Genomic DNA, 24,314 nt, shown 5'->3' with positions numbered 1-24,314 from the left:
GTCAGGAAGATAATGTTCTGATGAGATTAGAGAAATCTTCTTTGATATCGTGGCTCTCTTCACGCAGCTGCTCGATCTTGCGGCAGGCATGAAGCACCGTTGTGTGGTCGCGACCCCCAAAAGCATCGCCAATTTCTGGCAAGCTGTGGTTCGTCAACTCTTTTGCCATCGCCATCGCCATCTGGCGCGGACGCGCTACCGAGCGCGAACGGCGCTTGGAAAGCAGATCCGCCACCTTAATCTTGTAGTACTCAGCCACGGTCTTCTGAATATTATCGATGGTGACCAGCTTTTCCTGTAGCGCCAGCAGATCGCGCAGCGCTTCGCGCACGAAGTCGATCGTGATTGCCCGGCCGGTAAAGTTGGCGTTGGCGATAACGCGATTCAGCGCGCCTTCCAGCTCACGCACGTTAGAGCGTAAACGCTTGGCAATAAAGAAGGCGACTTCACCTGGCAGACGGATGTCATTTTCATCCGCTTTTTTCATCAGGATCGCCACGCGCGTTTCCAGCTCAGGCGGCTCGATCGCCACCGTTAAACCCCAGCCGAAACGTGATTTAAGACGATCTTCCACCCCGTTGATCTCTTTTGGATAGCGATCCGAGGTCAGGATGATCTGCTGGTTGCCCTCTAATAAGGCATTAAAGGTGTGGAAGAACTCTTCCTGCGATCGCTCTTTATTCGCAAAGAACTGAATGTCATCGATCAGCAGCGCATCGACAGAACGGTAGTAGCGTTTGAACTCTTCAATCGCATTGTTCTGCAGCGCTTTAACCATATCCTGCACAAAGCGCTCGGAGTGCATGTAAACCACTTTTGCATTGGGTTTACGGGCAATGATGCCGTTGCCTACCGCGTGCAACAGGTGCGTTTTACCGAGACCCGTACCGCCATACAGAAACAGCGGGTTGTAAGCGCCGCCTGGATTATCCGCCACCTGACGTGCCGCCGCGCGCGCCAGCTGGTTGGACTTACCCTCGACGAAGTTATCGAAGTTATGACGGTTATTCACATTCGAGCGATAGGTGACGTCGGCCGGTGCCGGGACATTATCCCAGCTGGGACGCAGAATCTGCGTCGGGGCCGGACGGATATGACTCTGCACGGGCATGACGGGCGCGCTGACGCTGGCCATTACCGGCTGGCTGACCGCGGCCGCCTGCTGCTGAACCGGGCGCGTCCCCACTTCAAAACGTAGTGCAGGCACATTCGGACCACAGAATTCATTCAGCAGTGCATTGATACTATTGAGGTATTTGTCCCGGACCCAGTCGAGTACGAAGCGATTTGGAGCATACAAGGCAAGCGTATTGTCGTTTAACTCAGCCTGCAGTGGACGGATCCACATGCTGAATTCGGTGGCAGGAAGCTCATCCTGCAAACGGGCAAGACACTGTTGCCAAAGCGTAAGTGACACGGCGGACTCCACTCGTACAAATTCGATAAGAATAGTAGGCGTTACTCTAAGAAACGTTCATTTTTGACACAGACGCTAAGAAAGCGCCTGCGACCGCTATCAGCGGTTTCCCGTCCTGCAATCATTGGAGGATCGTCAGCGGAAGGGCGGATCATAGCGCAAAGCGAGGCAGAGATCTTCCCTTTCTACACAGTTTTGATCCTTTTTATCCACAGGCCTGAGACGCGCAAAGAAGTTTACGCCAGTTGCGGGAAAAACCAGCAGGGATCTGGTGGAATGCGCTAAATTTTCGGGCGACATCTCATTTTATCCCCAGGATCCGCCAGGCCGATCGCAATAAGATCCCGCGCGATCCTTGCGCTTTAGTGCGGAGCCCGTATAATTCTCCACCCGAGATTGAGCCATCAGGCGCAAAGTCGGGACTCAGCGGGCTGTAAGCGGGTTTTCAGGTACCGTTGCACGCGAAGTAAATTGACTCGGGACTGTACAATTATTACAATCCCGCCTCTTTATTAAAGACACATTGAGGCGTAGGTCGATTTACTGGCCCGAAACGCGTCACCCAGTGAAAATTTTCAAGTTTAGGTAGAAACCGCCATGAAACGCACTTTTCAACCGTCCGTACTGAAGCGCAACCGTTCACACGGTTTCCGTGCTCGTATGGCAACAAAAAATGGTCGTCAGGTTCTGGCACGTCGTCGTGCTAAAGGCCGTTCTCGTCTGACCGTTTCTAAGTAATAAAGCAAGCCCTGATGGGTAAGCTCGCATTTCCCAGGGAGTTACGTTTGTTAACTCCCACTCATTTCACTTTCGTCTTCCAGCAGCCACAACGGGCTGGCACGCCGCAAATCACTATTCTCGGCCGCCTTAACGCGCTGGGGCATCCCCGCATCGGTCTCACCGTCGCTAAAAAACATGTGAAACGCGCTCATGAACGCAACCGGATCAAGCGATTGACCCGCGAAAGCTTTCGTCTGCGTCAACATGAACTGCCGTCGATGGACTTCGTGGTGGTTGCGAAGAAGGGGGTTGCCGATCTGGATAACCGTATGCTGGCGGAAGCGTTGGAGAAATTATGGCGTCGTCACTGTCGCCTGGCGCGCGGCTCCTGATCGTCCTGATACGCGTCTATCAACGCGGTATCAGTCCATTACTGGGACCACACTGTCGGTTTCACCCGACCTGCTCTCATTACGGAATTGAGGCGTTACGCAGGTTTGGCCTGATAAAAGGCAGTTGGTTGACATTAAAACGCGTATTAAAATGCCACCCTTTGAACCCGGGTGGTGACGATCCTGTGCCGCCAAAAACCTTTGATACCAGAGAACATTAACGATGGATTCGCAACGCAATCTCTTTCTCATCGCTTTTCTGTTCGTGACCTTTATGATCTGGCAAGCCTGGCAGACGGACCACGCTCCGCAGCCACAGCAGACGCAGACCACACAGGGCACCAACAGCGTAGCGGGTGATACCGCCAGTCAGGGTGTACCGGCCAGCGGTCAGGGCCAGACGATCACCGTTAAGACTGATGTCCTGTCATTGAATATCAACACCCGAGGCGGTGATGTTGAACAGGCACAGCTGCTGACTTTCCCGGACAAACTGGGTTCAGACCAGCCGTTCCAGCTGCTTGAAACAACGCCAGCGTTCCTTTATCAGGCTCAGAGTGGTTTAACCGGTCGTAATGGCCCGGATAACCCGAACAACGGCGCGCGTCCGCTGTTCACCACCGCGCAGGATCACTTCGAGATGGCTGATGGCCAGTCCGAACTGCGTGTGCCGATGACCTATACCGCTGAAAATGGCGTGGTTTACACCAAAACCTTCATCTTCAAGCGTGGCGAATATGCCGTTAATGTCGATTATCATGTCAACAACACTACCCAGCAGCCGCTGGAAGTATCGCTGTTTGGCCAGCTGAAGCAGACAATTGATCTGCCTAAGCATCGTGATACCGGCAGCAACAACTTTGCTCTGCACACCTTCCGTGGCGCGGCCTACTCCACCAGCGAGTCGAAATATGAGAAGTATAAATTCGACACCATCGCGGATAACGAGAACCTGAACGCGACGACCAGTAATGGCTGGGTTGCGATGCTGCAGCAGTACTTTGCCACTGCATGGGTTCCGCGTACTGAAGGCACCAACACCCTTTACACCAGCAACCTGGGTAACGGCGTGGCAGCGATTGGCTATAAATCTGCACCGGTCACCATCGCCGCGGGCGCACAGCAGAATCTGGGTGCAACGCTGTGGGTCGGCCCGGAAATTCAGGACAAGATGGCCGCGATTGCGCCGCACCTTGATCTGACCGTGGATTACGGCTGGTTGTGGTTTATCTCTCAGCCGCTGTTCAAGCTGCTGAAATTTATTCACAGCTTCATCGGTAACTGGGGCTTCTCCATTATCGTGATCACCTTCATCGTGCGCGGCATCATGTACCCGCTGACTAAAGCGCAGTACACCTCGATGGCTAAGATGCGTATGCTGCAGCCGAAGATTCAGGCAATGCGTGAGCGTCTGGGTGATGACAAGCAGAAGCAGAGCCAGGAGATGATGGCGCTGTATAAAGCAGAGAAAGTGAATCCGCTGGGTGGCTGTCTGCCGCTGGTGATTCAGATGCCAATCTTCCTGGCGCTCTACTATATGCTGTCAGGCTCGGTTGAACTGCGTCATGCGCCATTCATTCTGTGGATCCATGACCTGTCAGCGCAGGACCCGTACTACATTCTGCCGATTCTGATGGGCATCACCATGTTCTTTATTCAGAAGATGTCACCGACCACCGTGACCGATCCGATGCAGCAGAAGATCATGACTTACATGCCGGTGATCTTCACCGTGTTCTTCCTGTGGTTCCCGTCAGGTCTGGTGCTGTACTACATCGTCAGCAACCTGGTGACCATTCTCCAGCAGCAGCTGATTTATCGCGGCCTGGAAAAACGTGGTCTGCATAGCCGCGACAAGAAGAAAGCGTAAGCGATCCAGCGCGGGAGCCATCCCGCCCTAAAATAGTCTATTCTCAGGCGGTCAAAGCGACCGCCTGTGTTTTTTGTAGCGAGAGAAAATTTATGAGCCACAGCGATACCATTGTTGCCCAGGCGACGCCACCCGGACGCGGCGGCGTCGGCATTCTGCGCGTCTCTGGCGCGCAGGCGGCAGAGGTTGCCCGCCAGTTGCTGGGTAAACTGCCTAAGCCCAGATATGCCGATTACCTGCCGTTTACTGATAGCGACGGCAGCGTGCTGGATCAGGGCATTGCGCTGTGGTTTCCCGGTCCTAACTCCTTTACCGGCGAAGATGTGCTGGAGCTGCAGGGTCACGGCGGCCCGGTGATCCTCGATCTGCTGCTGAAGCGCATTGTGGCGCTGCCGGGCGTGCGTATCGCTCAGCCGGGTGAGTTCTCTGAGCGTGCATTTCTGAATGACAAGCTCGATCTGGCGCAGGCCGAAGCGATTGCCGACCTGATTGATGCCAGCTCTGAGCAGGCGGCGCGTTCGGCCGTGAACTCGCTGCAGGGCGCCTTCTCCACCCGAGTCAATCATCTTGTGGAAGCACTGACTCACCTGCGCATCTATGTCGAAGCGGCTATCGACTTCCCGGATGAAGAGATCGATTTCCTCTCTGATGGCCGAATTGAAGCGCAGCTGAATACGGTGATCGGTGATCTGGATGCGGTCCGTGCCGAAGCGCGTCAGGGCAGCCTGCTGCGTGAAGGAATGAAAGTGGTGATTGCGGGCCGCCCCAATGCGGGCAAATCGAGCCTGCTGAATGCGCTGGCAGGCCGTGACGCCGCTATCGTTACGGACATTGCGGGCACCACCCGTGACGTACTGCGTGAACATATTCATATAGATGGCATGCCGCTGCATATCATCGACACCGCTGGACTGCGTGAGGCCAGTGACGAAGTCGAACGTATCGGGATTGAGCGTGCCTGGCAGGAGATTGAACAGGCTGACCGCGTGCTGTTTATGGTGGACGGCACCACCACCGATGCCACCGAAGCGGCGGCTATCTGGCCCGATTTTGTCTCCCGCCTGCCGCCGGAACTGCCGATTACCGTGGTCCGCAACAAGGCGGATGTCACCGGTGAGCCTTTAGGCCTGACAGAAGTAAACGGTCACTCACTGATTCGCCTGTCGGCACGCACCAGCGAGGGCGTCGATGCACTGCGGGATCACCTGAAGCAGAGCATGGGCTTCTCCGGCAATATGGAAGGCGGCTTCCTGGCGCGTCGTCGTCATCTGCAGGCGCTGGAGCAGGCGGCAACGCACTTACAGCAGGGAAAAGCGCAACTGCTCGGTGCCCGGGCCGGTGAGTTACTGGCGGAGGAGCTGCGTGTTGCTCAGCAGGCGTTAAGTGAGATTACCGGTGAATTCACCTCTGACGATCTGCTGGGCCGTATCTTCTCCAGCTTCTGTATCGGTAAATAGCTTTCCTGGCCTGGCGGCAGCGCTGTCAGGCCTGATTTCCCGCCTCGCTACCTCCCCTGTTATTCCTGCCGCTGCGTTGATTTTTGCTGATATGTTATTTTGCGGCGGCAACACGTTGTCGTATAACGGTAGACGCGCCGATCTGACGTGCGGCTATGATCGCGGTGAGTGGACCCCGCCTCATCCCGCCGCGCCGGACCGGACGCAAACCCACTACGTGAACACCGTTGGGCGAGTTTTTTCGCCTGAAACAGGAGAGTTGCATGAGTACACCGCTCGACACTGCCGCACTGGACACGCTGTTTAATGACGCCCGCACCCACAGTTACTGGCAGGATAAGCCGGTCGATAACGCCCTGCTGGAGCAGCTCTATGCTTTAACGGCACTGGGCCCAACCTCGGCGAACTGTTCGCCTGCGCGATTTGTTTTCGTGACCTCGGCGGAAGGCAAAGAGAAGCTGAAACCGGCACTCTCTTCCGGCAACCTGGATAAAACCATGAGCGCGCCGGTCACGGTGATTGTGGCCTGGGACCGCGAGTTCTATGAGCAGCTGCCCGCCCTGTTCCCGCATGCGGATGCGCGCAGCTGGTTTACCGGCAGCCCGGAAGTGGCAAAAGAGACCGCTTTCCGTAACAGCAGCCTGCAGGCGGGCTACCTGATTCTGGCGGCTCGTTCGCTGGGTCTGGATGCCGGTCCGATGTCCGGATTTGATCCGGCCAAAGTCAATGACGCCTTTTTCCCCGACGGTCAGTATCAGGTTAATCTGCTGATTAACCTCGGCTATGGTGACGCGTCAAAATTGCATCCGCGCCTGCCGCGACTAAGCTTTGAGCAGGCGAGCCGTTTCGCCTGATGCTGCCCGCGTCGCGATTCGAATCGCGACGCGTAACGCTGATCCATTCCCGCTAATCTGCGCTGTATGCTCATCCTATTCCGAATTTACCCCAATCTGTGCGTTGTCAGGTGCATTAAGGTAAGAAAATTCCTACAATGCGTCTGATGATTATCTGACCATTTTCACGGAGCGACAGATGGCTGGTCATTTTGTACGCTGGACGGGCGATCCCGGCTTCCCGGCTAATGATTTACGCATTCCCCAGGTTATCACCGATACGGCACAGCAGTTTGCTGACAAACGCCGTGGACGATTTCTTGCCGCCCGTACCCTGCTGGCACAACTGATGCTGCGGGTTTATGGCATTAGTGAGCTGCCGCGCCTGCTTATCCAGGGTAACGGACGCCCCGTTTTTGCTGACAGCGATCTGCCCGATTTCAGCATCGCCTATGCGGGCAATACGGTGGGGGTGCTGCTGGCTGAAGAGGGTGGACGTGCGGGTCTGGATATGGAGATTGTGCATGCGCGGAGCCGTCAGACGCAGGAGCAGCTGATTCAGGGATTAACGTCGGGCGAAATCGCCTGGATTAATGCCCAGCAGGATGCCATGGAAGCGGTGACGCAAATCTGGACGTTACGCCAGAGCATTCTCAAGCTGACGGGAGAAGGCGATCGCGGACTGGATTCGCTGCGCCTGTTGCCGGGTGCCGGTCGGCTGCGATCGTCACTCTATCCCGAGATTCAGGTGGTATGTGATGCGGAACCCATGCTGGTCTGGTCGTGCGCGCTGTCGTCTGCGACCCAGCGGCTGTACCTGTGGGAGATGGATAACGCTTTTGAATGGCGTGCATTACGCGAAATCGAGATGGGTAAACCCAACATCGGGCCTCATGCCCTGCGGCTGACCAGTCTGCCCGGCGAGCGCAATCTGCATCCTCAAATGTAAAAAGCCGCAACCGGTGGGTTGCGGCTCTGACTGCGCTTAGTGCGCGTCGATAAAGACAATCTTCAGCACAAACAGCAGCGCAACAATTACCACGCAGGGGCTGATTTCACGCCAGCGGCCGGTGCCCAGTTTCATCACGCAGTAAGCGATAAAACCCAGCGCAATGCCTTCGGTGATGGAAAAGCTGAAGGGCATCATGGCGGCGGTGACAAACGCCGGAACGGCTTCGGTCAGATCATCCCAGCGCACGCGCGACAGGCTGGCGGTCATTAACACGCCAACGTAAATCAGCGCGCCTGCGGCGGCATAGGATGGCACCATTGCGGCCAGCGGTGACAGGAAGGTCACCAGCAGGAACAGCAGGCCGGTTACCACGGCCATCAGACCGGTACGGCCACCAATCGCCACGCCCGAGGTGCTCTCGATATAGGCGGTCACGGAAGACGTGCCCGCCAGCGCGCCACTCACCGAACTGATGCTGTCGACATAAAGCGCCTGCTGCATCCGCGGAAAGGTGCCGGTTTCATCGGTCAGTCCCGCTTTGTCGGTAACGCCAATCAGCGTGCCGGAGGAGTCGAACAGATTGACCAGCATAAAGGAGAAGATGACGCCCGCCATGCCAATGTTAAACGCACCTTTGATATCGACCTGACCCACCACCGAAGTAATCGAAGGCGGCGCAGAAAACAGGCCGACAAACTTCACGTCGCCCAGCATCCAGCCAATAGCGGTGGTGATCACCATTGAGATCAGCACCGCCGCGTGGATATTGCGTGATGCCAGAATGGCGATAATAAAGAAGCCGAGTGCGCCCAGCAGCACGCTGTGCGAAGTCAGATTACCCACGGCCACGAGCGTATCGGGATTCGGCACGATAATACCGGCATTCTTCAGCCCCATCATGGCGATAAACAGGCCGATACCGGCAGTGATGCCAACGCGCAGGCTCAGTGGGATATTGGCAATCATCCAGTAGCGAACCCGCAGCAGGGTCAGTATCAGCAGGCCGACCGCACCCCAGAAAATCGCGCCCATACCGACCTGCCACGAATAGCCCATCGCCCCGACCACCACAAAAGCGAAGAAGGCATTCAGCCCCATTGCGGGGGCCAGCGCCACCGGCAGATTGGCAAACAGTCCCATCAGAATGCTGCCAAGCGCGGCAATCAGACAGGTGGTCACAAACACCGCCTGGGTATCCATACCGGCGACGCCGAGGATCTGCGGATTGACGAAGACGATATAGACCATCGTCAGAAAGGTGGTGATACCTGCGATCACTTCGGTGCGCACCGTGGTGCCATGTTCCTGCAGCCTGAAGATGCGCTGCAAAACGCCTTGCTTGCTCATGCCATCCATCCAGAAGAAAAAATCATCGGCGCGTATCCTGGCGATTTTACCGGGGCAATACAATGATTTTTCGCAACCGATTGCCAGTCTCGCAATCTGCGCTGAGTGCGGTAGAGTGTGGAGCACACCCCTGAATCGAAGGATAGAGTCTGATGTCAGTTGAATGCGTCTTTTTTGATTGCGATGGCACGCTGGTGGACAGTGAGTTGCTCTGCACCCAGGCCTACGTCAACACGTTTGCCCGTTACGGTCTGGCGCTGTCGCTGCAGCAGATGTTTGAAAAGTATAAGGGCGTCAAACTCTACGACATCATTCGTGACGTGGGCGACGCGCATCAGGTGTCGCTGCCGATGGAAGAGGTGGAGACAGCTTATCGCGCGGAAGTCGCGCGACTGTTCGATCAGCAACTGCAGCCAATTCCGGGTGCGAAAGCGCTAGTGGAGCAGATCAAAGTGCCGATGTGCGTGGTCTCAAACGGGACGGTAAAAAAGATGCAGCACTCGCTGGGCTTAACCGGCATGCTGCCGCTGTTTGCCGAACACCTCTATAGCGGTTATGACATTCTGCACTGGAAGCCCGATCCGGAGCTGATGTACCACGCGGCGGAACAGATGCAGGTGCCGATTGAGCGCTGCATTCTGGTGGATGACTCCGAAGCGGGCGCCCGCGCCGGTATTGCCGCCGGGATCCCGGTCTACTACTACTGTGCTGATCCGCACAATCCTGAACTGGATCATCCGCTGGTGACGCGCTTCGACGACATGGCGCAGCTGCCTGCGTTGTGGCGCGCCCGTGGCTGGGATCTGGTGTAGCGCAGGCCAGCATGACACATACCGTCTGGTTTTTAACCCTGCCTGGCGTCATGGTACTGGATCTGACCGGCCCGGCCGAAACGCTGAAGCTGGCGGGGGATCGCTTTTCGCTGCGCTACATTGGCCCGCAGCCGGAGGTGGTCTGTTCCACCGGTATGACCATTGGCGGCATCGAACCCTTGCCAGAACAGTTGCCCGCCGGGAGCCTGCTGGTGGTGCCGGGCGTCTATGACTCGCAGATCTGTTATTCCACACCCCAGGCCACAGAAGCACGCGACTGGCTGATGCGGCAGCACGCCGCGCTGCGCGCGCAGACCTTTATGCTGGTCTGCGTCTGCTCAGGTGCGTTGCTGGCAGCGCAAGCGGGCATGCTCGATGACTTGCCCTGCACCACCCATCATGATGTCATTGCCCGTCTGAAAGCGGTCGCCCCGCGCGCTCAGGTGCAGGAGAACCGGGTATTTGTCGGGCATGAGAATATCTGGACCAGCGCGGGCATCACGGCGGGGATCGACCTGGCGCTGCATCTGGTGAATCAGCTCTGCGATACGCCAACAGCGCTGGCCGTGGCGCGGGAAATGGTGGTCTGGTTCCGCCGCGCCGGTGACGACCCGCAGCTTTCACCCTGGCTGCGTTACCGCAATCACCTGCATCCGGCCATTCATCGGGCGCAGGACCTGATGATTGCGCATCCTGAGCATGGCTGGACGCTGACCGAGCTGGCCGGGCGCGCCCACGTCAGCAGCCGTCATCTGGCGCGGCTGTTTCGTCAGCATCTGGGGATCAGCGTGCGGGAATACCATGAGCAGTTGCGGGTTGGCGTGGCGCGCCAGCGTCAGCAGCAGGGTGAATCCGCTGAGAAAGCGGCGCTGGCGGCGGGATTTTCATCGGCGCGCCAGCTGCGACGCGCCCGCCAGCGGGAAACCGATCAGCTGACAAAGTGACGGGTATCGACCCGTTTCAGCGCCATCCCCAGCAGCAGACTGCCACCCAGCGTCAGTCCGAACACCCAGGGCAGATCGAGCCACGGACGCGACATATCATCGTAGTGATGCGTGCGCAGATAGTGAATGAACAGCGCATGAAAGCCGTAGATCGGCAGTGAATAGCGCGCAATCACGGTAAAACCGGGCAGCGTGCGCTGATTCAGGCTGTTTTTAAACACGATGAGCAGGCTGATCGCCGCGATAAATACCAGCGGTCCGCAGTAGAGATACCAGGTATCGTTAAACGCCCCGTTGACGATCAGCGCCTTTTTCGTCCCTAACGTAATGCCAATCACACAGGCGATAAACAGCCCGGCGGCCAGCGGGGTCAGGCCGCGCCGGGTCGTGTCCATGGTGCCGATCGCCCGTCCAAGCAGCGCATAGAGCAGGTAGTAAATGCTGTCACCGCTGACATAGAGGTTAACCGGCAGAAAATGGAACGGGCCCAGCGACTGGCTGACCGTATTCGGGTTGGCGAGTACCGCCAGCACCAGCACCAGCAGCGCTACATAGCGTGCCTGCACGGTTTTCACTTGGATCAGCGGCGACATCAGATAGATGCCAATCAGCGCAAAGAAGAACCACAGGTGATAGAACACGGGCTTCTGCAGCATCTTCAGGATCGAACGTCCTTCGCTGATCGGCGTCAGCCAGGTGATATAGGCCAGCGAGACCGCGCTGTAGAACAGCAGACAGAGCACCAGCCGGAGCATATGACGCGGCTGGGCGCTACGTTCGCCGAAAAACAGATAGCCGGAGATCATAAAGAACAGTGGAACACAGACGCGTGATGCCGAGTTCAGCAGATTCGCCACATCCCAGGTCGTGCCGGTTACCGCCATCGGCCCGGTGATATACCAGGTGGTGGTGTGAATCACGATCACCATCAGGCAGGCAACCGCGCGTAAATTATCGATCCAGTAAATCTTCTGCGACATGGCGTCCTCTTGCGCATAGCTCCGTGCGCAAAAGGGTAGTCAAATGCGACCAGAGCAACAACTGCCGCCAGCAGGATTCGGAGCCATCTGTATGCCAGCGCCCGTAATTACCGCGAAAACGCGCCGGTAGTGCCTGGGATTTACGGCTGCACATCGCGCGGTCAAAGGGTATACTGTCGGCCTCTTTTTTTAATCTAACCGAAGCGCGTGCACACTCAACATGCAAAAGTTTGATACCAAAACCTTTCAGGGGCTGATCCTGACCTTGCAGGATTACTGGGCGCGTCAGGGCTGCACCATTGTCCAACCGCTGGACATGGAAGTGGGCGCTGGCACTTCACACCCGATGACCTGCCTGCGTGCACTCGGCCCGGAGCCGATCGCCGCCGCCTACGTGCAGCCATCCCGTCGTCCTACCGATGGCCGCTACGGTGAAAATCCGAACCGTCTTCAGCACTATTACCAGTTCCAGGTCATCATCAAACCGTCACCCGACAACATTCAGGAGCTGTATCTTGGTTCGTTAAAAGAGCTGGGAATGGATCCGACGGTGCATGACATTCGCTTTGTAGAAGATAACTGGGAAAACCCGACGCTGGGCGCCTGGGGACTCGGCTGGGAAGTCTGGCTCAACGGCATGGAAGTGACGCAGTTCACCTACTTCCAGCAGGTTGGCGGCCTGGAGTGTAAGCCGGTAACCGGTGAGATCACCTACGGCCTGGAACGTCTGGCGATGTATATCCAGGGCGTCGACAGCGTTTACGATCTGGTCTGGAGCGATGGCCCGCTGGGCAAAACCACCTACGGCGACGTGTTCCATCAGAACGAAGTGGAGCAATCCACCTATAACTTCGAATACGCCGACGTCGACTTCCTCTTTACCTGCTTCGAGCAGTACGAGAAAGAGGCACAGCATCTGCTGGCGCTGGAAAAACCGCTGCCACTGCCCGCCTACGAACGCATTCTGAAAGCGGCACACAGCTTCAACCTGCTGGATGCCCGCAAAGCGATCTCGGTAACAGAGCGTCAGCGCTATATTCTGCGCATTCGTACCCTGACCAAAGCCGTGGCTGAAGCTTACTACGCCTCTCGCGAGGCAATGGGCTTCCCGATGTGCAATAACAAAAAGTAAGAGGCAGCCATGACTGAACAAACCTTCCTGGTGGAGATCGGCACCGAAGAGCTGCCACCAAAAGCCCTGCGCAGCCTGGCAGAAGCCTTTGCCGCGCAGGTCACTGCTGAACTGGATGCCGCTAACCTGAGCCACGGCGAGGTCAGCTGGTTTGCTGCGCCGCGTCGTCTGGCGCTGAAAGTCGCCAACCTGAGCGCCTCACAACCCGATCGGGAAGTAGAGAAGCGCGGACCGGCGGTCGCAGCGGCATTTGATGCTGACGGCAACGCGACCAAAGCCGCTGAAGGCTGGGCGCGTGGCAACGGCATTACTGTCGATCAGGCTGAACGCCTCGCCACCGATAAAGGCGAATGGCTGGTTTATCGCGCCCAGGTCAAAGGCGAAGCGGCCCAGGCACTGCTGCCAGCGATGATTGCGACTGCACTCAGCAAGCTGCCGGTGCCAAAACTGATGCGCTGGGGCGACAGCGATGTGCAGTTCGTTCGGCCGGTGCACACCGTGACGATGCTGCTGGGCGATGAGCTGATCCCGGGCACCATTCTGGGCATCGCGTCAGACCGGATTATTCGTGGTCACCGCTTTATGGGTGAAAGCGAAATCACGCTCGAAAGCGCCGATCACTATCCTGATGTGCTGGAAAAACGCGGCCAGGTCATTGCCGACTATCAGGTCCGCAAAGCGATGATCAAAGCCGATGCAGAAGCGGCCGCACGCCGCTTAGGCGGCAACGCCGATATCAGCGACAGCCTGCTGGAAGAGGTGACGTCGCTGGTGGAGTGGCCGGTCGTCCTGACCGCGACCTTTGAAGAGAAATTCCTCAAGGTGCCAGCGGAAGCGCTGGTCTACACCATGAAAGGCGATCAGAAGTATTTCCCGGTGTATGACAATGACGGTAACCTGATGCCGAACTTCATTTTCGTCACCAACATCGAATCCAGCGATCCGCGCCAGATTATCTCCGGCAACGAGAAAGTGGTACGTCCGCGCCTGGCCGATGCGGAGTTCTTCTTTAACACCGACCGCAAAAAACGTCTGGAAGACAATCTGCCGCGTCTGGAGACCGTCCTGTTCCAGAAAGAGCTGGGCACGCTGCGCGATAAAACCGATCGCATTCAGGCCCTGGCGGGCTGGATTGCCGGTAAAATCGGCGCCGATGTGAATCACGCTACCCGCGCGGGCCTGCTGTCGAAGTGTGACCTGATGACCAACATGGTCTTCGAGTTCACCGACACCCAGGGCGTGATGGGCATGCATTACGCGCGTCACGACGGCGAAGCCGAAGATGTGGCGGTTGCGCTGAACGAGCAGTATCAGCCGCGCTTTGCCGGTGACGATCTGCCATCCAGCCCGGTCGCCTGTGCGCTGGCGATTGCCGATAAAATGGATACGCTGGCCGGTATTTTCGGCATTGGTCAGCATCCAAAAGGCGACAAAGATCCGTTCGCACTGCGTCGTGCGGCGCTGGGCGTGCTGCGTATCATCGTTGAGAAAAACCTGCCACTCGACCTGCAGACGCTGACTGAAGAAGCAGTACGTCTGTACGGCAGCAAGCTGAGCAACGCCCGCGTGGTGGATGATGTGATCGACTTTATGCTGGGTCGCTTCCGCACCTGGTATCAGGAAGAGGGTCACAGCATTGATACGCTGCAGGCAGTTCTGGCGCGTCGTCCGACCCGTCCGGCTGACTTTGATGCACGCATGAAAGCGGTGTCGCACTTCCGTACGCTGGAGGCCGCCGCAGCACTGGCGGCGGCGAACAAGCGCGTCTCTAACATTCTGGCAAAATCGACCGAAACGCTGAATGAGAGCGTGCAGGCGTCGCTGCTGAAAGAGAACGAAGAGATCCAGCTGGCGACCTTTGTCACCGCGCTGAGCAGCAAGCTGCAGCCTTACTTCGCTGAAGGCCGCTATCAGGATGCGCTGGTCGAACTGGCCCAGCTGCGCACCGCGGTAGACAACTTCTTCGATAAAGTGATGGTGAACGCCGACGATCAGGCGGTGCGGGTCAATCGCCTGACGCTGCTGTCAAAACTGCGTGAGCTGTTCCTGCAGGTCGCGGATATCTCGCTGCTGCAGTAATCCTCTTAGCGTAGTACGAAAAAGGGACGAGCAATCGTCCCTTTTTTTATGGGATTTTTCAGGCCTGATGTCTTCAACTCATATCTGAGTGTGACCGCTATAGCGGCCATTTTTTAGGATGCAAATGAATACGCTAAAGTGCTCAAACTGCCATTGCCGGTCATCAGAAATCGGCTGTCGTGATACTCCAGCTGATAAATATTATTATATATCAAAAGGTTAATTGTTAATTTTTCTCCTGTAATACTCTAAGGTTTTTCATCAATCCGCAGGTTAAGAAACCGCCTCAAAAATAGCCCTCCCCCTTGTTTTTGTCCCTTTCTGATGGATAATTCGCCAAAATTTACACCCGGTTACAGTTAGTGAAATGGAATTTTCATGAAAAGGATTTGTTTATCGCTCTGGCATCCGCCAAAGCCTCTGCTCGCCATAGTCGCGGGCGCGCTGTTCTGCTTCTCTTTACCGCTGATGGCAGCCTCGCCAGCCAATAATCCCCGCGAAGAAGGCCAGGTGATTGATGCCCGCGAGCAACTGCGTCAGCAGACGCGCGAGCGCGTGCTGCAACAGCAGAATGCGCCGCAGGCGAATGAACATCTTCCCCGTCCTGATAGTCGTCTGCCCGGTTATCCTGCCAGTGAGCAGCCCTGCTTTACCATCAATCAGATCGCCCTGACTGGCGACGAAGCCAGCCGTTTTCAGTGGGCGCTTGATGCTGCTTCAGACGCCACCGGCCGTTGCCTGGGCGGACAGGGCATCGTGCTGGTCATCAACAAAGTGCAGAATGCGATTCTCGCCAAAGGCTATGTGACCACCCGCGTCATGGCACAGGAGCAGGATCTGACGAAGGGCGTGTTGACGCTGACGCTGCAGCCTGGCCGTATCAGCCAGATCCGCTTCGAAGAGCCTGTTTCCTGGCGTGGACGGCTGTGGAATGCCGTTCCGGCGTCATCGGGCGATATTTTGAATCTGCGGGATATTGAGCAGGGCCTGGAGAACTTTAAGCGGGTGCCCAGCGCCAGAGCTGACATTAAAATCGTGCCGGGCGAGCAGGAAGCCACCAGCGATCTGCAGGTCAACTGGCACGAAGGCAGACCGGTACGGATCAGTCTGGGACTGGATGACAGCGGCTCCAGAAGTACCGGGCGCTATCTCGGTTCCGCCACCCTCGCAGTGGATGCGCCCTTTGCGCAGAACGATCTGTTTTACGCCAATATTGGCAAAAATCTGTTTGAGCATGGGCCGTTCGGTAACCGCTCGCACACCCTGAATTACTTTTTCCCGATAGGCTACTGGGCCGTTTCCGCCAACTACAACGACTACACCTATCACCAGAACATCCCCAATGCCAATGAGGTGCTGCGCTACAGCGGCAAGAGCGATAATTTCCAGCTCACGGTCTCCCGATTGCTCTACCGCGATCAGTCGAACAAAACCACGCTTAATCTGCGTGGCTACCGCAAACACTCCACCAACGCCGTCAACGATATCGACATTGAGCAGCAAAAGCGGCGCACTGCGGGCTGGGAACTGGGCCTGAATCAGCATAGCTATCTGAGTAGCAGCACGCTGGACGCCAGTATCGCCTGGCGGCGCGGTACCGGGGCGTTTAATGCGCTTCCTGCACCAGAAGAGTCGCGTCATCAGGGCAGTGCGCGTACCGGCATACTGCTGGGCGACCTCGGCATCAACCATCCTTTCGCCCTGGGCGAGCAACCCTGGCGGGTCTATAGCAGCGTGCGCGGACAATGGAGTCCGAATGCGCTGACGCCGCAGGAGCGCATGGCGATTGCCGGGCGTTACACGGTACGCGGCTTTGACGGTGAACAGATGTTGTCGGGGGAAAAAGGTCTGCTGTGGCGCAACGAAATCGGCTGGAACCTTTTCTCACGCGGGCATGAGCTCTATCTGGCTGCCGATTATGGCCGGGTAAGCGGACCCGCGACGCGGGACCTGGTCGGGCATCAGCTGGCAGGCAGTGCCATCGGCGTACGCGGCTCACTCTGGGGTCGCTTCAGCTATGACCTGTTTGCGGGCGTGCCGCTCTGTAAACCCGAGGGTTTTCATACCTCAGGCGCGACGGCGGGTTTCAGCGTTAACCTGGAAATCTGACCAACAAAGCGGGTGATCACCGCTATCTGAAACAGTGACTTTCACACGGATGTGACCCATGAATAAACATTGCTATCGCATTATCTTCAGCCGCACCCATGGTGAACTCCGGGTGGTGTCAGAACTTGCCCGCAGTTGCAGCACGGAACCCGGCCAGAGCCGAGGCAACGGCGCGCCCCGGCTCTGGGTTACTTTACGCCGCACGGCGTGGCTGCTGGGACTGGCGCTGTTTGCCGGGCCAGCACTGGCGAACGGCATTGTGGCGGATGGCAACGCTACGCCAGGTCAGCGGCCGGACGTCATCGTGACTCAGAACGGGCTGCCGCAGGTCAATATTACTGCGCCCAATCAGGCAGGAATCTCACACAACCAGTATCAGCAGTTCGACGTCGCGCAGAACGGTGCCATCCTGAATAACTCCGCAGTGATGACCTCCACGCAACTGGCCGGAATGATTCAGGGCAACCCGAACCTCAAGCCCGGCGCTGCACCGGCGCGGGTGATCCTCAACGAAGTGAACAGCAACAATCCCAGCCAGCTTCGCGGTTATATGGAAGTGGCGGGCGGACGGGCGCAGGTGATCGTTGCCAACCCGGCAGGAATTGTCTGCAACGGCTGCGGCACCATCAACGCCGGACGGATGACGCTGACCACCGGCAAACCGCAGCGCAACGCCGACGGCAGCCTGGCGGGTTATCAGGTTGAACGCGGCGTGGTGCGCATTGAAGGCGGCGGACTTAATGGCGATTCCCGTCATGATACTGAATACGTAGACGTCCTGGCCCGCGCGGTGGAGATCAATGCGGGTGTCTGGGCCAAAAAAGAGCTGACGGTGGTGGCTGGGCGTAACCGCATCAGTGCCGACACACAGACGGTCATACCGCTGGCTGACGACGGCAGCGCCAGACCTGAACTGGCGATCGACATGGGTCAGATGGGCGGCATGTACAGCGGCCAGATCCGCATGATTGGCACCGAAGCAGGCGTCGGGGTGCGGAATCAGAACGCTCAGGTGCAGGCGGGTAAAACGCTGGTAGTGAGCAGCGAAGGTAAACTTGTCTGGCAATCGACGGCACAGGATGGCGTCACGCAGGCCGCAGGCGACATCAGCCTGACGGCCAGAGATAGCGTTGATTATCAGGGCAAGCTCCACAGTGGCGGTCAGCTGACGGTTCAGAGCCGTGAAGGCGGGATTACCCAGTCCGGCACCCTGGCGGCGGCTGGTGCCGTACGGCTGACGGCAGCCCGCAGCATTCAGAGCAGTGGACACCTGCTGGCAGGCAGCGACGCCAGCAGCCAGATTGTGCAGGAAGCCAGTCTGCAACTGGAGAGCCAGGAGACCATTCGCGCCAGTGGCAGCCTGTTGAGCAAAAAAGAGATCAGCGCACATGGACGCCGCGTCGATCTCAGTGGCGCTCAGGTCGCTGCCAGCCGCGCCACCCTGACTGCTCAGGAAGCGGGTGTTGCCGTGCGTCAGGCGGTGATTAATGGCGCGGAGCTGGTGATAAACACCTCTGGAGATATTGAGGCGCAGCAGGCACAGATTAGCGCCGGACGCTGGCAGATCGACGGGCGCAGCCTGTTCAGCCAGCAGGCGGGATGGTCGCAGACCGGCAGTGGCGAAAGCCGCTTTACGTTGTCTGGCGGGCTGGACAACAGCGAGGGTTCGATTGAGAGTCAGCAGCTCAGTTTCCAGGCCGCCTCGCTGAACAATCAGCGTGGCCGTATGGTTGCGCTTGATAACGCAGCGCAGCACTGGCGGATTGATGGGCTGTTTGACAACACGTCGGGCGAGCTGGGCAGCAACGGCGATCTGACGCTTGAGACCGGCAGCCTGAATAACCAGGGCGGCACCATCAAAACCCAGGCGTCGTTGGCTATCACTGCCCGCGACGCGGTTAACAACAGTCAGGGTAATCTTCTGGCCGGTAATGCGCTGACGCTTAGCGCGGGCGGCGATCTGGATAATCACGCGGGCACCCTGAACGGCGGCCAGCTGTCGCTGACCGCGCAGCATCTGAACAATGCGCAGGGCGAGATTACCAGCCAGCGTGATCTGAGCCTGACGGCAAACGGGCTGGATAATTCAGAGGGCAAAGTGATTGCGTTGCAGGATCTGAGCCTGATGACGGCACAGGGCCTGGACAACAGCGATGGCTGGATCGAAGCGGGTCATCATCTTTCGCTCAACAGCGGCGGATTCTGGGAGAACAGCGGTGGGACGGTGCAGGGTGGCGAGCAGGTTACGGCGACGGCCAATCAACTCAATAACGTCAGCGGCCGGTTGCAGTCTGGCGGTGATCTGGACCTGACCAGCCGTGGCGATATCCTCAACCAGGGCGGCAAACTCACGGCGAAAAACGCCCTCGCGATCCATGGCACCTCCGCGACACTGTTTGATAACGATGGCGGGTCGCTGCAAAGCGGCGGCGATCTGCTCCTGCAGGGTGGCGCGCTAAACAATCGCCAGTCAGGGCAGGTTCTTAGCCAGCAGGCACTGACGTTTAACCTGGCGGGTGACTGGGACAACCAAAGCGGCACACTGACCAGCAACGGCAGCACCCAGGCCAGCGCCGCAAATCTGTTGAATGCCGGGGGGGCGATCAATGCGCTGGACGCGCTGAATATGCAGTTTACTGGTCGTCTGGATAACAGTAATGGCCGCATCTTCAGTCGGCTAAGCCAGACGCTCCAGGCGCAGGAAATTGGCAATGCGCAGGGCTGGATGGGTAGCCAGGGGCGCTGGACTGCCACGACTGCCGGTTTCGATAACACGGCGGGCAGCGTGCAAAGTCAGCTGCAGGCTGAGCTCTCGGCAAACTGGCTCAGTAACGCCAGCGGCGTGTTGCAGTCAGCCGCCGGGCTGGTGTTGCGCGTTGCACAGAATATCAATAACCTGGCCGGTAAAGTCTCTGCTCAGCAGCTGCTGACCGTTCAGGGTCAGACCAGCGGCAGCCGCACCGGTAACATTAACAATGCGGGCGGCCAGTGGCTGGCTGGTGAGGGGCTGACCATCACCGCTGCCCATCTCGGTAACACTCAGGGCGGTCTGCTCTACAGTCAGCGGCAGTTAAGGCTGAACCTGGCCGGGGATCTGGATAACCGGGCGGGCAACGTGCAGAGTGGCGGCGCGCTCCAGCTTGATGCGCAGACGCTGAACAACGCGGGCGGCCACATCGACAGCCAGCAACAGCTCAGCCTGCAGCTGTCAGGACAGATGGATAACAGCGACGGTGCGGTGCGCAGCAACGGTGAACAGCAGGTTAATGCCGCGACGGTCACTAACCGTCAGGGCATCTTCAGCAGTCGTGAGGCGATTAATCTGACAACAGGGCAACTGGAGAATGCCAGCGGCACGCTGATCAGCCAGGGCGCGGGAAATTATCACCTCAATGTGCTCAACAACCAGCAGGGCAAAGTCCACAGCGGCGCGGCGCTCTCCCTTGACGCTGCGCAACTGAACAATCAGGGCGGCCAGCTGGTCGCCACTCAGGATCTCGTGCTGAAGGCCACGGCGATCGATAACAGCACACAGGGTGTGCTCAGCAGCCAGGCGGGACTCTCACTGCAGGCCGATCGTCTGAGTAACCGCGACGGCGGCCTGTTACTCGGTACGACCTTTACCGACATCGCTGCCCGTGACATCGATAACAGCAGCGGACGGCTGCAGAGCGCCGGAACGCTCATGCTGCGCGGTGTTGCACAGCTGGACAACCGGCAGGGAAGGGTGCTGGCGAATGGCGATCTCACCCTCAACGGTGATCTCTCACCGACTGATTCACCGCTGGTGCTGCTCAATCAGAGCGGACGGCTGGAGAGTGCTGGCGCATTAAACATCCATGCACACTCTTTCGATAATCAGGGCGGCACGCTGCTAGGCCTGCAAGCTCTGACGCTGACTGCACAACAGGACTACACCCGCCATGCGGGTGAAACCATCAGCAGTAACGGCACGGTGACTTTCTCGCTGAGCGGGGCGTTTACTAACCTGGTGGACTGGCTGCTGCCAGGTAATCTTGTGCTGAATGCGGCAGGCATAACCAACCCGGCGATGCTGGTGGGTAAAACCGTTCAGCTCACGACGGGTGCGCTTCTGAACAGCGGGCGGCTTGAAGCCGACAACCTGACGCTGAATGTCGACTCGCTGGATAACCTCGCCACCGTGATAGGCGATGAGGTCACCGTGCGTGGTCGGGTTATCGATAATCACGGACAGACTGCGGTCATTGCCGCAACGCAAAGCCTGACGCTGCAGGCCAGCGAGCGGCTGAGCAACAAAGAGGGTGCATTGCTCTACAGCGGCGATCGCCTGTCATTGCACAGCGATGACCTGATCGAGAACCGGGCGAGTTTTATCGAAGCAGATGGTGATATGACGCTGGAGGCGCGGCGGCTCGACAACCTGCGCGAAGGACTGGTGATAGAGCGCGAGGCCGAGAGCAGCGACTACAGCTGGCATCGTTATAACTATTACTGGCGCTCTTATGGCGGAGAGACCAATACGGATCTCAGCACTATGGCGTCGACCACTCAGCAATTGACCTTCCAGGATGAAGCAGCGGCACAGAATAATCCTTACGGCACGCTGCTGGCGATTGACGCTGCAGGCAAACGCGCCCAGGTTCGCGTCATGAACAATCAGGGCGTGCTGACCGATCTGTGGGTTAACTATCTGGCGCTGAACCCCAATGCCGACGGCACCTATGCCATGACGTTCTATGAAACCCGTGGGTTGCGGCAAAAAAATGTGCCAACCCCTTATCAGAACACGGTATGGCGCGAAGCCAACAGTGGACGTCTTGAGCAGTGGGATCCCGAAAAGCATATCGACATCGACAATGCGCTTTTCGTCACTGATTACAACAATTTCCGTGAGCGTAGCGTAACCGGCACGGTGACGCGTGATCGGCTGGTCAGTGAAGGTATCGGCGCGCGCATTCTTGCGGGTGGCGACATGGTGCTACGCATCATCGGCGCATTACTCAATGACGCCAGCGTGATCACGGCTAACTGGTGCGATAACTAATGGTGCAGGATCGGCATTAGGTTATGGAGCCGGTAAATCGATCTCTTCAGGGACAAATGCCGCTGGTAAATGGATCACTGGTGGCTGGGATCCAAAGTTCAATCCTGACCTACTGAAATATACCGAAGTCAAAGGACAACTGGGGATATCGAAGGAAATGCTGCCGAGCAAATATCCAAGTGCAGCAGGTAACGTTGGGGCTTCTTACGTTTCTGAGAAGTCAGGGAATATCCTACAGGATCAAATAAAATCGAATGGAGACGCCAACTAATGAAACTACTGATAAGTTTATTAATCAGTGTTGTTGTTATGATTTTATTTTGCATCTCGGCGACATTCATTCTCCGCCTGAGTGCTTATTTATTTGTCGGTGGTAATCTACTCTTCTCATTAGAAGATGTTAAGGGGTCAGCGACAACTGGCTCAATACTTGGAATAATGCTCAGCTTTGGTGTTTTTATTAGCAACAAACTAGCCAAGCGTTAATCATAAATCCCGGCCACAAAGCCGGGATCCTTTTACCCACCAATCACACCTCAGCCAGCCGGATGATCAACTGTTCGCGCTCAACCATAACCTTAACCGGCTGCACGGTCTCAAACCCCGTCTCTTCCAGCCAGTAGCCCCTGAGATTGATGCTGGGACAGCGGATGTAATACGTTAAGGGCGGCTTTGACGTGACGGTGGGTGAGCATACGCAGCTGAACGGCGCGGTCATCGCGAGTACGGCAGATGCCAGCCTGAATAAGCTCGACACCGGCATGCTGGCGGGGCTGAACGACAGCGGCAGCGCGGACTCCACCACGAAGGCGGCGGTGAGCGAAGGCACTATCGTTATCCGCGATAAGGAACAGCAGACGCAGGACGTGGCGGACCTCAGCCGCGACGTAGCGAACGCGAATCCGGGGCTGGACGTCATCTTCGACAAGGAGAAGGAGCAGAACCGGCTGAAGGCGGCGCAGCTGATAGGCGAAATCGGGGCTCAGGCGGGGGATATCGCCCGGACGCAGGGCCAGATAGCGGGCATGAAGGCGCAGCAGGACCCGGCGGCTCTTCAGGCGGCGCGTGAGCAGCTGGCGGCAAGCGGTAAGCCTTATACGGAAGCCGATATATCGCAGCGGGCGTATGACAACGCGATGAAGCCGTTCGGCACGGGTTCGTCGCTGCAGCAGGGCATCAGCGCGGTGACGGCGGCGGTGCAGGGCCTGTCGGGCGGGAACCTGGCGCAGGCGATAAGCGGCGCGTCGGCACCGTACCTGGCGGAAAAGATACACGAGCTGACCACGGATGCGAACAGTAAGGTTAATGTCCAGGCGAACCTGATGGCGCACGCGGTGCTGGGTGCGGTAACCTCGTACGCGGTGGGCAATGCTGCGCTGGCGGGCGCATCGGGCGCGGTGATGGGTGAGTACATCGCGCAGCAGATATATCCGGGCGTTAAACGTGAAGACCTGTCTGAGGAGCAGCGGCAGACGATAAGTGCGCTGGGGACGCTGGCGGCGGGTCTGGCTGGCGGCGTTGTGGGTGACAGCACGACGGATGTTGTGGCGGGGGCTCAGGCGGGGAAAACGTCGCTGGAAAATAACAACCTTTTACTGCCAAGGTACATGCCAGTGCCTGTTCCGGGACTGCCGACGAGTCCGGGAGATAAAGTTGTTCAGGATGCGAATAACAACATTGCATCAGAACTGGATAAGGCTCTGAAAGGGTCAGGAACTGAAGCGGATACGCTGCCGATCACTGATGGCCCTTCAATCGTTGAAGCGCGTGACGAAGCTGCAAACTCCCGCGATCCGAATGTGGCGAAGGATCTGACGGATGCGGAGAAAGCTGAGCTGGGCGGTGCAGGATCGGGAGCGCCGGGTGGATGGGAACCGCAGGATGAGGAGAATGCGCGGAACAATGAAAGTAGCCAGAACAATAATTTTGATCGTTTCAAGAAAGATGATCTTGTTTCTTCAGCCAACAAGCCAATTAACGAACAGGGTCTATCCGCAGCGGCCAGAGCATGGGAGAAACATGCTGGCAGGCCTGGCGGTGTTTTTGAACCATTAAAAGGTAACCCAGCTCAAAAAAGCGAAGCTGCAAATAAGTTTGTAAACGAAGTTTTGAATAGTACTAATACTATAAAAACAGATCTTTCCAGAGGAGGTGTAGAGTACAGGCTTCCTGATGGAAGAGGGGTGCGCTATAACTCAGATGGTTCATTTTCTGGTTTCTTAGATCCTAAAAATCCGAGATGAA

Annotated in this window: 19 protein-coding genes; 15 read left to right on the top strand and 4 right to left on the bottom strand. The window is 57.5% G+C overall.

Going from position 1 to position 24,314, the window contains the following annotated elements; translation table 11 throughout:
• Window position 1: 1 nt before the first annotated feature.
• Window positions 2-1,417, bottom strand: a complete 1,416-nt coding sequence (dnaA, locus tag N1689_RS17890; RefSeq protein WP_161733220.1) for a chromosomal replication initiator protein DnaA — start codon at window positions 1,415-1,417, stop codon at window positions 2-4.
• Window positions 1,418-2,014: 597 nt separating this feature from the next.
• Here dnaA and rpmH point away from each other — a divergent pair.
• The 7 genes from rpmH (at window position 2,015) to N1689_RS17855 (ending at window position 7,638) form a co-directional block, all read left to right on the top strand.
• Entirely contained in the window at window positions 2,015-2,155 is a 141-nt protein-coding gene (gene rpmH / locus N1689_RS17885; RefSeq protein WP_003849659.1) for a 50S ribosomal protein L34, read from the top strand.
• A gap of 14 nt (window positions 2,156-2,169) precedes the next feature.
• Window positions 2,170-2,529, top strand: coding sequence for a ribonuclease P protein component (gene rnpA / locus N1689_RS17880; protein WP_008926396.1), 360 nt, complete (start codon window positions 2,170-2,172; stop codon window positions 2,527-2,529).
• Window positions 2,493-2,750, top strand: coding sequence for a membrane protein insertion efficiency factor YidD (gene yidD, locus N1689_RS17875; RefSeq protein ID WP_008926397.1), 258 nt, complete (start codon window positions 2,493-2,495; stop codon window positions 2,748-2,750). The genes rnpA and yidD overlap by 37 nt, the downstream gene beginning before the upstream one ends.
• A 2-nt stretch (window positions 2,751-2,752) precedes the next feature.
• Window positions 2,753-4,399: a membrane protein insertase YidC gene (gene yidC, locus N1689_RS17870; RefSeq protein WP_013359606.1), complete on the top strand. Its 1,647-nt coding sequence runs from the start codon at window positions 2,753-2,755 to the stop codon at window positions 4,397-4,399.
• A 92-nt stretch (window positions 4,400-4,491) separates the two neighbouring features.
• The gene (gene mnmE / locus N1689_RS17865; RefSeq protein ID WP_161733218.1) at window positions 4,492-5,856 is read left to right on the top strand and encodes a tRNA uridine-5-carboxymethylaminomethyl(34) synthesis GTPase MnmE; all 1,365 of its coding nucleotides are present in this window, start codon (window positions 4,492-4,494) and stop codon (window positions 5,854-5,856) included.
• 263 nt (window positions 5,857-6,119) lie between these two features.
• Window positions 6,120-6,710, top strand: coding sequence for a malonic semialdehyde reductase (locus N1689_RS17860; protein ID WP_260059613.1), 591 nt, complete (start codon window positions 6,120-6,122; stop codon window positions 6,708-6,710).
• Window positions 6,711-6,888: 178 nt separating this feature from the next.
• Window positions 6,889-7,638 (top strand): 4'-phosphopantetheinyl transferase superfamily protein, encoded by a 750-nt coding sequence (locus tag N1689_RS17855; protein WP_161733210.1) that lies wholly within the window; start codon window positions 6,889-6,891, stop codon window positions 7,636-7,638.
• A gap of 36 nt (window positions 7,639-7,674) precedes the next feature.
• Here the strand turns inward: N1689_RS17855 and N1689_RS17850 are convergent, their stop codons facing one another.
• Window positions 7,675-8,988, bottom strand: coding sequence for an NCS2 family permease (locus N1689_RS17850; protein ID WP_260059612.1), 1,314 nt, complete (start codon window positions 8,986-8,988; stop codon window positions 7,675-7,677).
• Window positions 8,989-9,140: 152 nt separating this feature from the next.
• Between N1689_RS17850 and yieH the strand changes: the two genes are divergently transcribed.
• Both yieH and N1689_RS17840 read left to right on the top strand, forming a co-directional pair.
• Window positions 9,141-9,800 (top strand): 6-phosphogluconate phosphatase, encoded by a 660-nt coding sequence (yieH, locus tag N1689_RS17845; protein WP_161733206.1) that lies wholly within the window; start codon window positions 9,141-9,143, stop codon window positions 9,798-9,800.
• Window positions 9,801-9,811: 11 nt separating this feature from the next.
• Entirely contained in the window at window positions 9,812-10,744 is a 933-nt protein-coding gene (locus tag N1689_RS17840) for a GlxA family transcriptional regulator (protein ID WP_260059611.1), read from the top strand.
• Here the strand turns inward: N1689_RS17840 and N1689_RS17835 are convergent.
• Window positions 10,729-11,724: an acyltransferase gene (locus tag N1689_RS17835; protein ID WP_161733202.1), complete on the bottom strand. Its 996-nt coding sequence runs from the start codon at window positions 11,722-11,724 to the stop codon at window positions 10,729-10,731. The genes N1689_RS17840 and N1689_RS17835 overlap by 16 nt on opposite strands.
• A gap of 220 nt (window positions 11,725-11,944) precedes the next feature.
• Between N1689_RS17835 and glyQ the strand changes: the two genes are divergently transcribed.
• The 5 genes from glyQ to N1689_RS17810 all read left to right on the top strand — a co-directional run bounded on the left by glyQ (window position 11,945) and on the right by N1689_RS17810 (window position 22,556).
• The gene (glyQ, locus tag N1689_RS17830; RefSeq protein ID WP_003849680.1) at window positions 11,945-12,856 is read left to right on the top strand and encodes a glycine--tRNA ligase subunit alpha; all 912 of its coding nucleotides are present in this window, start codon (window positions 11,945-11,947) and stop codon (window positions 12,854-12,856) included.
• Between the two features lie 9 nt (window positions 12,857-12,865).
• Window positions 12,866-14,935: a glycine--tRNA ligase subunit beta gene (glyS, locus tag N1689_RS17825; protein WP_253420612.1), complete on the top strand. Its 2,070-nt coding sequence runs from the start codon at window positions 12,866-12,868 to the stop codon at window positions 14,933-14,935.
• A gap of 378 nt (window positions 14,936-15,313) precedes the next feature.
• The gene (locus tag N1689_RS17820) at window positions 15,314-17,044 is read left to right on the top strand and encodes a ShlB/FhaC/HecB family hemolysin secretion/activation protein (RefSeq protein WP_260059610.1); all 1,731 of its coding nucleotides are present in this window, start codon (window positions 15,314-15,316) and stop codon (window positions 17,042-17,044) included.
• Window positions 17,045-17,102: 58 nt separating this feature from the next.
• A complete protein-coding gene (locus N1689_RS17815; protein ID WP_260059609.1) occupies window positions 17,103-22,070 on the top strand; it encodes a filamentous hemagglutinin N-terminal domain-containing protein in 4,968 nt (1,655 codons plus the stop codon).
• A gap of 270 nt (window positions 22,071-22,340) precedes the next feature.
• The gene (locus tag N1689_RS17810) at window positions 22,341-22,556 is read left to right on the top strand and encodes a hypothetical protein (RefSeq protein WP_010671622.1); all 216 of its coding nucleotides are present in this window, start codon (window positions 22,341-22,343) and stop codon (window positions 22,554-22,556) included.
• Window positions 22,557-22,599: 43 nt separating this feature from the next.
• On the opposite strand, the gene N1689_RS17805 is transcribed toward N1689_RS17810, so the two are convergent.
• Window positions 22,600-22,899 carry a SymE family type I addiction module toxin gene (locus tag N1689_RS17805; RefSeq protein ID WP_405038950.1) on the bottom strand — a complete coding sequence of 100 codons (300 nt, stop codon included), beginning with the start codon at window positions 22,897-22,899 and terminating at the stop codon, window positions 22,600-22,602.
• Between N1689_RS17805 and N1689_RS17800 the strand changes: the two genes are divergently transcribed.
• Window positions 22,886-24,313, top strand: coding sequence for a VENN motif pre-toxin domain-containing protein (locus tag N1689_RS17800; RefSeq protein ID WP_405038949.1), 1,428 nt, complete (start codon window positions 22,886-22,888; stop codon window positions 24,311-24,313). The two genes, N1689_RS17805 and N1689_RS17800, sit on opposite strands and share 14 nt — an antisense overlap.
• Window position 24,314: the final 1 nt, after the last annotated feature.

Source organism: Pantoea sp. XY16 (genome assembly GCF_025153065.1).
Classification (GTDB): Bacteria; Pseudomonadota; Gammaproteobacteria; order Enterobacterales; family Enterobacteriaceae; genus Pantoea; species Pantoea alfalfae.
Note: the sequence above shows the minus strand (reverse complement) of the source record. Positions and strands in the feature narration are given on the sequence as shown.

What these genes read in the sequence shown, in the direction of transcription:
- N1689_RS17855 (WP_161733210.1), top strand. Translation starts at nt 6,889, where the DNA reads ATGGCTGGTCATTTTGTACGCTGGACGGGCGATCCCGGCTTCCCGGCT.
- N1689_RS17815 (WP_260059609.1), top strand. Translation starts at nt 17,103, where the DNA reads ATGAATAAACATTGCTATCGCATTATCTTCAGCCGCACCCATGGTGAA.
- yidC (WP_013359606.1), top strand. Translation starts at nt 2,753, where the DNA reads ATGGATTCGCAACGCAATCTCTTTCTCATCGCTTTTCTGTTCGTGACC.
- yieH (WP_161733206.1), top strand. Translation starts at nt 9,141, where the DNA reads ATGTCAGTTGAATGCGTCTTTTTTGATTGCGATGGCACGCTGGTGGAC.
- N1689_RS17810 (WP_010671622.1), top strand. Translation starts at nt 22,341, where the DNA reads ATGAAACTACTGATAAGTTTATTAATCAGTGTTGTTGTTATGATTTTA.
- N1689_RS17820 (WP_260059610.1), top strand. Translation starts at nt 15,314, where the DNA reads ATGAAAAGGATTTGTTTATCGCTCTGGCATCCGCCAAAGCCTCTGCTC.
- N1689_RS17835 (WP_161733202.1), bottom strand. Translation starts at nt 11,724, where the DNA reads ATGTCGCAGAAGATTTACTGGATCGATAATTTACGCGCGGTTGCCTGC.
- rpmH (WP_003849659.1), top strand. Translation starts at nt 2,015, where the DNA reads ATGAAACGCACTTTTCAACCGTCCGTACTGAAGCGCAACCGTTCACAC.
- rnpA (WP_008926396.1), top strand. Translation starts at nt 2,170, where the DNA reads ATGGGTAAGCTCGCATTTCCCAGGGAGTTACGTTTGTTAACTCCCACT.
- glyS (WP_253420612.1), top strand. Translation starts at nt 12,866, where the DNA reads ATGACTGAACAAACCTTCCTGGTGGAGATCGGCACCGAAGAGCTGCCA.
- yidD (WP_008926397.1), top strand. Translation starts at nt 2,493, where the DNA reads ATGGCGTCGTCACTGTCGCCTGGCGCGCGGCTCCTGATCGTCCTGATA.
- mnmE (WP_161733218.1), top strand. Translation starts at nt 4,492, where the DNA reads ATGAGCCACAGCGATACCATTGTTGCCCAGGCGACGCCACCCGGACGC.
- N1689_RS17840 (WP_260059611.1), top strand. Translation starts at nt 9,812, where the DNA reads ATGACACATACCGTCTGGTTTTTAACCCTGCCTGGCGTCATGGTACTG.
- N1689_RS17850 (WP_260059612.1), bottom strand. Translation starts at nt 8,988, where the DNA reads ATGAGCAAGCAAGGCGTTTTGCAGCGCATCTTCAGGCTGCAGGAACAT.
- glyQ (WP_003849680.1), top strand. Translation starts at nt 11,945, where the DNA reads ATGCAAAAGTTTGATACCAAAACCTTTCAGGGGCTGATCCTGACCTTG.
- N1689_RS17860 (WP_260059613.1), top strand. Translation starts at nt 6,120, where the DNA reads ATGAGTACACCGCTCGACACTGCCGCACTGGACACGCTGTTTAATGAC.